The sequence below is a fragment of the Pseudomonas sp. genome (genome assembly GCF_049645325.1).
Lineage (GTDB): Bacteria > Pseudomonadota > Gammaproteobacteria > Pseudomonadales > Pseudomonadaceae > Aquipseudomonas.
The window spans coordinates 1-9,073 of the sequence record NZ_JBARTQ010000292.1 but is presented as its reverse complement, the minus strand read 5'-3'; the positions used below and the strand labels follow the sequence as shown (position 1 = coordinate 9,073).

The following is a 9,073-nucleotide window of genomic DNA, read 5'->3' as shown; positions in this document are numbered from 1 at the left end:
CCAGTTAACTGTTTATAAGCGCTGTACTGTACAGAAATGGGGCAACTGTACCTGTCTGCACTCTAACAGTGCGAAATAGGCAGTTTCGTCGAGATGTGTAGGATATTTCGGTAGGAAAAGACCGGTACAGCAGTACAGTTTTTTGCGAATCGTGACGTTGGTGTGCCGAGCTGATGAAGCTGTGTGCGCATCAGCTCGGATCTGTATGAATTACGCCTTGAGCATATGCCCGGTTTCTTCCAGGTTAATGTGCCAACTCAGTGCTTCTCGCAGAATATGCGGGGTATGGCCGCCAATGGCGCAGGCGGCGTTGAAGTAACTGTTCAGCGCATCGCGGTACGCCGGGTGCACACAGTTGTCGATGATCACTCGTGCGCGCTCGCGTGGCGCCAGGCCGCGCAGGTCGGCGAGCCCTACTTCGGTCACGAGGATGTCGACGTCATGCTCGGTGTGGTCCACGTGGCTGACCATCGGCACCACGCTGGAAATCGCGCCACCTTTGGCAATCGACTTGGTCACGAAGATTGCCAAATGCGCATTGCGCGCGAAATCCCCGGAGCCGCCAATGCCATTCATCATCCGCGTGCCGCAGACGTGGGTGGAGTTGACGTTGCCATAGATGTCGAACTCCAGCGCGGTGTTGATACCGATAATGCCCAGGCGCCTTACCACTTCAGGATGGTTGGAAATCTCCTGCGGGCGCAGCACCAGCTTGTCCTTGTAGTGTTCCAGGTTGCCGAACACGTCGGCATTGCGGCGCTCCGACAAGGTGATCGAACTGCCGGAGGCGAAGCTCAGCTTGCCGGCATCAATCAGGTCGAACGTCGAATCCTGTAACACTTCCGAGTACATGGTCAGGTCTTCGAATGGTGACTCGATCAGGCCGCACATCACCGCGTTGGCGATGTTGCCGATCCCGGCCTGCAGCGGGCCGAGCTTGTTGGTCATGCGGCCAGCGTCGACTTCCTGCTTGAGGAAGTTGATCAGGTGGTTGGCGATGCCTTGGGTATCGGCGTCGGGCGGCGTCACGGTGGAGGCCGAATCAGGCTGGTTGGTGATCACGATGGCGACGATTTTCTCCGGCGGGATCGGAATCGCGGTGCTGCCAATGCGGTCGTCGACTTTCACCAGCGGGATCGGCGTGCGCGTCGGCCGGTAGGTGGGGATATAGATGTCGTGCAGCCCTTCCAGGTTCGGGTTGTGCGCGAGGTTGATCTCGACGATTACCTGCTTGGCGAAAATCGCAAAGCTGGCCGAGTTGCCCACGGAGGTTGTCGGCACGATGTGCCCTTGCTCGGTGATGGCGACGGCTTCGATCACCGCAATGTCCGGCAACTTGAGCTGGTTGTTGCGCAGTTGTTCGACCGTTTCCGACAAGTGTTGGTCAATGAACATCACCTGGCCGGCGTTGATCGCCTTGCGCAAGGTGCTGTCGACCTGAAACGGCATGCGACGGGACAGCACGCCGGCTTCGGTCAGTTGCTTGTCCAGGTCGTTGCCCAGGCTGGCGCCGGTCATCAGGGTGATTTTCAGCGGAGAAGTCTTGGCGCGTTCGGCCAGGGCGTGGGGGACGGCCTTGGCTTCACCGGCACGGGTGAAGCCGCTCATGCCGACGGTCATGCCGTCCTCGATCAGTGCGGCGGCGTCTGCCGCGCTCATGACCTTGTTCAACAACGAAGGCAAGCGGATACGATCACGGTACATGGATTGTTATCTCGGGCTACGGAAGCAAGGTGCGCAGTTTAGTGATTTCAAAAAGTTTCGGCCCGCTACCATGGTCGAATGCCGGGCAGCGATTTAGAGCCTTTGGTCGGGTTTCATGCGTGTGCGCAAAGCAGCACACAGAGCATCCCGGAATGCATTCCCACGCAGAGCATGGGAACGATCAAAAAAAACCCCAGCCTACGGGAGGCCAGGGTTTCGTGTATTGCGCTGGCGCAGTGTTATTCGACGGCTTTGACCATGTCTTCGATGACCTTCTTGGCGTCGCCGAAGACCATCATGGTCTTGTCCAGGTAGAACAACTCGTTATCCAGGCCGGCGTAGCCGCTGGCCATCGAGCGCTTGTTGACGATGATCGTCTTGGCCTTGAACGCTTCCAGGATCGGCATGCCGGCAATCGGCGAGGTCGGGTCATTCTTGGCGGCCGGGTTGACCACGTCGTTCGCGCCGAGCACCAGCACCACGTCGGCTTGGCCGAACTCGGAGTTGATGTCTTCCATCTCGAACACTTGGTCGTAAGGCACTTCCGCCTCGGCCAGCAGCACGTTCATATGGCCCGGCATACGGCCTGCCACCGGGTGGATCGCGTACTTCACGGTGACGCCACGATGGGTCAGCTTCTCGGTCAGCTCTTTGAGCGCATGTTGCGCCCGCGCTACTGCCAGGCCGTAGCCCGGAACAATGATCACGGTGTCGGCGTTGGTCAGCAGGAACGTCGCGTCGTCGGCCGAGCCGGACTTCACCGGGCGCGCTTCTTTCGAACCCGCTGCAGCGGCGGCGTCCGGCGTATTGCCGAAACCACCGAGCAGTACATTAAAGAAGGAGCGGTTCATCGCCTTGCACATGATGTACGACAGGATCGCGCCGCTGGAACCGACGAGGGAGCCGGCGATGATCAGCATCGAGTTGTTCAGCGAAAAGCCGATACCCGCCGCCGCCCAGCCCGAATAACTGTTGAGCATCGAGACGACCACCGGCATGTCCGCGCCGCCGATCGGGATGATGATCAGTACGCCGAGCACGAAGGCCAGGGCCAGCATCAGGGCGAAGGCACTGAGGTTGCCGGTGAACATGAACGCCAGGCCCAAGCCCAGCGTGAGCAGGCCGAGTACCAGGTTCAACTTGTGCTGGCCGCTGAACTGTACCGGTGCGCCCTGGAACAGGCGGAACTTGTATTTGCCGGACAGCTTGCCGAAGGCGATCACCGAGCCCGAGAACGTAATCGCACCGATGGCCGCGCCGAGGAACAGTTCCAGGCGGTTGCCTGCGGGGATCGAATCACCCAGGTGTTTGACGATGCCCAGGGATTGCGGCTCGACCACCGCCGCAATGGCGATAAACACCGCAGCCAGGCCGATCATGCTGTGCATGAACGCCACCAGTTCCGGCATCTTGGTCATTTCCACACGCTTGGCCATGATCGAGCCGGCCGTGCCGCCGACCAGCAGGCCAACAATCACGTAGCCGATGCCGGCGGTGGCCAGCTCAGCGCCGAGTTTATAGATGAGGCCCACGGTGGTGAGGACCGCCAGCGCCATGCCGAGCATGCCGAACAGGTTGCCGCGCCGCGAGGTAGTTGGATGTGACAAGCCTTTGAGGGCCTGGATAAAGCAGATCGACGCGATCAGGTAGAGCGTCGTGACCAGATTCATGCTCATGACGATGGCGCCTCTTCTTTTACTTTCGGGGCTTTCTTCTTGAACATCTCAAGCATCCTGCGGGTAACCAGAAAACCGCCGAACACATTGACTGCCGCCAAGGCCACGGCCAGGGTGCCCATGGTCTTGCCCAATGGTGTCACGGTCAGCGCGGCGGCCAGCATGGCGCCGACGATTACGATCGCGGAAATAGCGTTGGTCACTGCCATCAATGGCGTGTGCAGCGCGGGCGTGACGTTCCAGACCACGTGGTAACCGACATAAATCGCCAGCACAAAGATGATCAGGTTGTAGATACCGGGGGAGATAAGCTCTTCCATCGTCTGAATCCTTGCTTAGGCGTTTTTGCGGATGACTTGGCCGTCGCGGCACATCAGGCACGCGGCGACGATGTCGTCTTCGAGGTTGATTTCAAACTGCCCTTCCTTGTTGAAGACCAGCTTCAGGAAGTCCAGCAGGTTGCGCGCATACAAGGCCGAAGCGTCGGCAGCCACGGCACCGGCCAGGTTGGTCGGGCCGCAAATGATCACGCCGTTTTCCACGACCACTTGGTCGGCGACAGTCAGCGGGCAGTTGCCACCCTGGGCGGCGGCGAGGTCGATGACCACCGAGCCGGGCTTCATCTGCGCGACAGTCTCGGCGCTGAGCAGGGTCGGCGCTTTGCGACCGGGGATCAGGGCGGTGGTGATCACGATATCGGCCAGCTTGGCACGCTCATGCACGGCCAGGGCCTGGCGCTGCATCCAGCTGCTCGGCATCGGGCGCGCATAACCGCCGACGCCGACGGCGCACTCGCGCTCTTCATCGGTTTCGTAGGGCACGTCGACAAACTTCGCGCCGAGGGACTCGATCTGCTCTTTCACCGCCGGCCGTACGTCGGACGCTTCGATGACCGCACCCAGGCGTTTCGCCGTGGCAATGGCCTGCAAGCCTGCGACGCCAGCACCCAGGATCAGCACGCGCGCGGCTTTCACGGTGCCCGCCGCCGTCATCAGCATTGGCATGAAGCGCGGGTAATGGTGGGCAGCCAGCAACACGGCTTTATAGCCGGCGATGTTGGCTTGAGATGACAGCACGTCGAGGCTCTGGGCCCGCGAGGTACGCGGCGCCGCTTCAAGCGCGAAGGCGGTGATGCCGTGCTCGGCCAGCCTGGCAATGGTTTCGTTGCTGAACGGATTGAGCATGCCCACCAACACGGTGCCGCTTTTGATCAGCGAGAGTTCGCTGTCGCTGGGGGCGACCACCTTGAGAATCAGCTCGGCGCCAAACGCATCGTTGGCACTGCCAAGGGTTGCGCCTGCCGTTTCATAGGCACTGTCGACGACGCTGGCCTTGAGGCCTGCTCCGCTTTGTACAGTGACCTTATGGCCCTGGCCGATCAGTTTCTTGATGGTTTCCGGGGTGGCAGCCACCCGCGTTTCACCGGTCTGGGTTTCGAGAGGAACACCAATGTGCACGTCAAATCTCCTGCATGATCTTTTTGCTTTTGATCTTTTTGTAAAAAGGCCAGTGCACCGTGAGTGGCGCAGCTGGGGCGGCCGATCAGCACGATCCCGTTGAAATGACAGCGGGGCGCGGCATTTTGCAGGCGAACTTTACGGCCATCAAGGGATTATGACGGGTGACGAAAAATTAACTACAAGTCACCCTGTGACTGATTGTCGCAATGCCCTCAAATAACCTCTTTAAATACAGGTGTTTAAAGGGCTTCAGGTGTTTATGGCGCTTTTTGGCATGGTTGGTGTGAATGGTCGTGTATTGGCAGCTGATAGTCGCTGCAAGCCTTTAATCTCATGGCTTTTAACCGGATTTCTAATGGACAGATACAGTCTGTTTAAATGCGACATATACGTATATCTGTAGGGTGTAAATTAATTTGACTACAGGGTCAGCAAAATGAGGTATGCCTTTAAATACTGGGGCTGTAGCGCTGTGACTGGTCAATCAGCCAGTCTCTGAACGCATGCAATGAGGCAGATTCGACCTTTCTCTCAGGAATCATCAGGTAATACGCTTTTGAGCTGCTCAGCGCCTCGGGGTTTGCAATCACTAGCCGGTGCTCTTCCAGCTCGCGCTGGATCAGGAACGGTGGAATCAGCGCGATGCCCATATCATGCATGGCCGCCTGGGACAACATCGAGAATAGCTCGTAACGCGGGCCTGTCATGTCGCGAGGCACGTTCAGTTGCTGGGCGTTGAACCATTGGCGCCAGGCGTAAGGCCGAGTGGTTTGCTGCAGCAGCGCCAGCTCTGCGATCTCCTGAGGGCTGAAGTGGGTGCGGCCGCCCAGTAAGCGTGGGCTGCACACAGGCACGGGGTTCTCACCCATCAGCCGATGCGATTCGGTGCCGGACCAGTCGGCATCGCCAAAGTAGATCGCAGCATCGAAGTCAGTGTCGGCAAACAGGAAGGGGCGTGTGCGGTTGGTGAGGTTGACCGTCACTTCGGGGTGCTGATGTTGAAAGTCTTTCAGGCGCGGAATCAGCCATTGAGTGCCAAACGTGGGCACCACGGCCAGTTCGATGACGTTGGCGCCCTGCTGCCCCATGATCGACAAGGTGTCACGCTCAACTGCGTCCAGCTGCGTGGCAACACGGCGGCTGTAAGACAGCCCTGCTTCCGTCAGTTTTACCCCGCGCCGGGAGCGTCGAAACAGCTCGACACTTAAAAACTCTTCAAGGCTGGCGATTTGTCGGCAGATCGCGCCCTGGGTGATCGAAAGCTCATGCGCCGCCTTGGTAAAGCTCTCGTGGCGGGCTGCGGCTTCAAAACTCACAAGGGCGGTGGTGCTGGGAATTTTTCTGCGCATGTACCGGGTGCTCACATATAAAGCGCATCTGCGCGCTTCTCGGTGGTTTCGAAGTGAGAAATTAGCACAAGCCTATGCAGAAACCTCGTTTGCCCTCTTCGCTTGCCCGGCCTAGGCTGCATCCACGACTTCTGATTTTCCCTGCGAGGACTTATTCATGGCTGGCAAGGCAAGCTTCAACTGGATCGATCCACTGTTGCTGGATCAACAGCTCACCGAAGAAGAGCGCATGGTGCGCGACAGTGCTGAGCAATTCGCCCAGGACAAGCTGGCGCCGCGTGTGCTCGAAGCCTTCCGTCATGAGAAGACCGACACTGCCATTTTCCGTGAGATGGGCGAAACCGGCCTGCTCGGCGCGATGATCCCGGAACAGTACGGTGGCAGTGGCTTGAACTATGTCTGTTATGGGTTGATTGCCCGCGAGGTCGAGCGTGTCGACTCCGGCTATCGCTCGATGATGAGTGTGCAATCTTCACTGGTCATGGTGCCGATCAACGAATTCGGCACTGAGGCGCAAAAACAGAAGTACTTGCCGAAGCTGGCTTCCGGCGAATGGATCGGTTGCTTCGGCCTGACAGAACCCAATCACGGCTCTGATCCGGGCGCGATGATTACTCGGGCACGTAAAGTGGACGGCGGCTACAGCCTGACCGGCGCCAAGATGTGGATCACCAACAGCCCGATCGCGGATGTGTTTGTGGTGTGGGGCAAGGACGATGCCGGTGATATCCGCGGGTTTGTCTTGGAGAAAGGCTGGAAGGGCCTGAGCGCGCCGGCGATCCACGGCAAGGTCGGCCTGCGCGCTTCCATCACCGGCGAGATCGTCATGGACAACGTGTTCGTGCCGGAAGAGAACATCTTCCCGGATGTGCGTGGTTTGAAGGGGCCTTTCACCTGCCTCAACTCGGCCCGTTATGGCATCTCCTGGGGAGCGCTGGGTGCCGCCGAGTTCTGCTGGCATACCGCTCGCCAGTACACGTTGGACCGTCACCAGTTCGGCCGTCCGTTGGCGGCGACTCAGTTGATCCAGAAAAAGCTGGCCGATATGCAGACCGAGATCACGCTGGCCTTGCAGGGCTGCCTGCGCCTGGGTCGCATGAAGGACGAAGGGACGGCGGCAGTTGAGATCACGTCGATCATGAAGCGCAACTCGTGCGGCAAGTCCTTGGATATCGCGCGTATGGCGCGCGACATGCTCGGGGGCAACGGCATTTCCGATGAGTTTGGGGTGGCGCGTCATCTGGTCAACCTGGAAGTGGTCAATACCTATGAAGGTACCCATGACGTGCACGCCTTGATTCTCGGGCGCGCGCAAACCGGTCTTCAGGCCTTCTATTAATAGGAGCACGGCATGGGCGCGCTTTCGCATCTGCGGGTACTGGATTTATCGCGAGTACTGGCGGGCCCTTGGTCCGGGCAGATCCTTGCGGACCTTGGGGCTGAGGTCATCAAGGTCGAGCGGCCGGGCAATGGTGATGACACGCGTGCCTGGGGGCCACCCTTCCTTAAGGATGCCTACGGTGAGAACACCAGTGAGGCAGCGTATTACCTGTCGGCCAACCGTAACAAAGAGTCGGTGACCATCGACTTCACGCGGCCGGAGGGGCAGAAGCTGGTGCGTGATCTCGCGGCCAAGTCCGACATCCTGATCGAGAACTTCAAGGTGGGCGGTCTGGCAGCGTATGGGCTCGATTATGAATCGCTGAAGGAGATCAACCCGGAGTTGATCTACTGCTCGATCACAGGCTTTGGTCAGACAGGCCCCTATGCGACGCGTGCAGGCTATGACTTCATGATCCAGGGCCTGGGTGGGTTGATGAGTCTTACGGGTCGGCCTGAGGGGGATGACGGCGCCGGGCCGGTGAAGGTTGGTGTAGCGCTGACCGATATCCTGACAGGGCTTTACTCGACGGTAGCGATACTGGCGGCGCTGGCTCATCGCGACCATGACGGCGGCGGGCAACATATCGACATGGCATTGCTGGATGTACAGGTGGCCTGCCTGGCGAACCAGGCGATGAATTACCTGACGACGGGGGAGTCGCCGAAGCGGCTGGGTAATGCTCATCCGAATATAGTGCCCTATCAGGACTTTCCCACGGCGGATGGCGACTTCATCCTGACCGTGGGCAATGACGGGCAGTTTCGCAAGTTCGCAGAGGTGGCCGGGCAGCCGCAGTGGGCGGATGATCCGCGCTTTGCTACTAATAAGGTGCGGGTGGCTAATCGAGCGGTGCTGATTCCGCTGATTCGTCAGGCTACGGTTTTCAAGACAACGGTGGAATGGGTGTCACAGCTGGAGCGGGTCGGCGTGCCTTGTGGGCCTATCAATGATCTGGCCCAGGTGTTTGCCGATCCCCAGGTCAAGGCGCGAGGGTTGGCGATGGCGTTGCCGCATGCGCTGGCGGGGATGGTGCCTCAGGTGGCCAGTCCCATCCGCTTGTCCAAGACGCCCGTGGAGTACCGCAGTGCGCCTCCTCTTTTGGGGGAGCATACGGCTCAGGTACTGCAGAGTGTGCTTGGTTTGGGGGCGGTGCATGTAGCTGCTCTAAAGGAAGCTGGCGTTATCTGAATATCCCCTTCTATATAGATAGGGCGTATTTAGGCGCTTTATTGGTGATTTTTTAATCAATCCTGACTTATTGATAGAAAGGCGTAATTAGGGGGTTGACGGCAGATTCTGGAAGTCTATAATTCGCCCCACTTCCGGCGCAGTCGAAACGGAAAACTCCTTGGTAAACAAAGAGTTATGCGAGATTCGACAGCGAGTTGCTTCAGATCATCGAAGCCCAGAAGGAGTTGGTAGAGCGGTGTTGTTTGGCTCTATTGACGTTTCGATCTTCTCGGTCGAAAGCGGAGAAAAAGAGGTGTTGACAGCAGCGTG

Annotated in this window: 7 protein-coding genes; 2 read left to right on the top strand and 5 right to left on the bottom strand. The window is 58.8% G+C overall.

Features of this window, described 5'->3' with window-relative positions; translation table 11 throughout:
• Positions 1 to 210 precede the first annotated feature (210 nt).
• The 5 genes from WBB95_RS13110 to WBB95_RS13090 all read right to left on the bottom strand — a co-directional run bounded on the left by WBB95_RS13110 (position 211) and on the right by WBB95_RS13090 (position 6,189).
• Entirely contained in the window at positions 211 to 1,704 is a 1,494-nt protein-coding gene (locus WBB95_RS13110) for an acetyl-CoA hydrolase/transferase family protein (protein ID WP_424487963.1), read from the bottom strand.
• Between the two features lie 239 nt (positions 1,705 to 1,943).
• Entirely contained in the window at positions 1,944 to 3,380 is a 1,437-nt protein-coding gene (locus WBB95_RS13105) for an NAD(P)(+) transhydrogenase (Re/Si-specific) subunit beta (protein WP_424487962.1), read from the bottom strand.
• On the bottom strand, positions 3,377 to 3,700 hold the full coding sequence (locus WBB95_RS13100) for an NAD(P) transhydrogenase subunit alpha (RefSeq protein ID WP_003170836.1): 324 nt from the start codon (positions 3,698 to 3,700) through the stop codon (positions 3,377 to 3,379). Before WBB95_RS13100 ends, WBB95_RS13105 begins: the two co-directional genes overlap by 4 nt.
• Before the next feature lie 15 nt (positions 3,701 to 3,715).
• On the bottom strand, positions 3,716 to 4,837 hold the full coding sequence (locus WBB95_RS13095) for a Re/Si-specific NAD(P)(+) transhydrogenase subunit alpha (RefSeq protein WP_424487961.1): 1,122 nt from the start codon (positions 4,835 to 4,837) through the stop codon (positions 3,716 to 3,718).
• A 452-nt stretch (positions 4,838 to 5,289) separates the two neighbouring features.
• Positions 5,290 to 6,189, bottom strand: a complete 900-nt coding sequence (locus WBB95_RS13090; protein ID WP_424487960.1) for a LysR family transcriptional regulator — start codon at positions 6,187 to 6,189, stop codon at positions 5,290 to 5,292.
• A 157-nt stretch (positions 6,190 to 6,346) separates the two neighbouring features.
• Between WBB95_RS13090 and WBB95_RS13085 the strand changes: the two genes are divergently transcribed.
• Together WBB95_RS13085 and WBB95_RS13080 are read left to right on the top strand one after the other, a co-directional pair.
• Complete coding sequence (locus tag WBB95_RS13085) at positions 6,347 to 7,528, top strand: acyl-CoA dehydrogenase (protein ID WP_424487959.1); 1,182 nt, start codon at positions 6,347 to 6,349, stop codon at positions 7,526 to 7,528.
• 12 nt (positions 7,529 to 7,540) lie between these two features.
• Positions 7,541 to 8,761: a CaiB/BaiF CoA transferase family protein gene (locus WBB95_RS13080; RefSeq protein WP_424487958.1), complete on the top strand. Its 1,221-nt coding sequence runs from the start codon at positions 7,541 to 7,543 to the stop codon at positions 8,759 to 8,761.
• Positions 8,762 to 9,073 lie beyond the last annotated feature (312 nt).

Coding starts and splice junctions, on each gene's coding strand:
- WBB95_RS13110 (WP_424487963.1), bottom strand. CDS start 1,704: ATGTACCGTGATCGTATCCGCTTGCCTTCGTTGTTGAACAAGGTCATG.
- WBB95_RS13105 (WP_424487962.1), bottom strand. CDS start 3,380: ATGAGCATGAATCTGGTCACGACGCTCTACCTGATCGCGTCGATCTGC.
- WBB95_RS13100 (WP_003170836.1), bottom strand. CDS start 3,700: ATGGAAGAGCTTATCTCCCCCGGTATCTACAACCTGATCATCTTTGTG.
- WBB95_RS13090 (WP_424487960.1), bottom strand. CDS start 6,189: ATGCGCAGAAAAATTCCCAGCACCACCGCCCTTGTGAGTTTTGAAGCC.
- WBB95_RS13085 (WP_424487959.1), top strand. CDS start 6,347: ATGGCTGGCAAGGCAAGCTTCAACTGGATCGATCCACTGTTGCTGGAT.
- WBB95_RS13080 (WP_424487958.1), top strand. CDS start 7,541: ATGGGCGCGCTTTCGCATCTGCGGGTACTGGATTTATCGCGAGTACTG.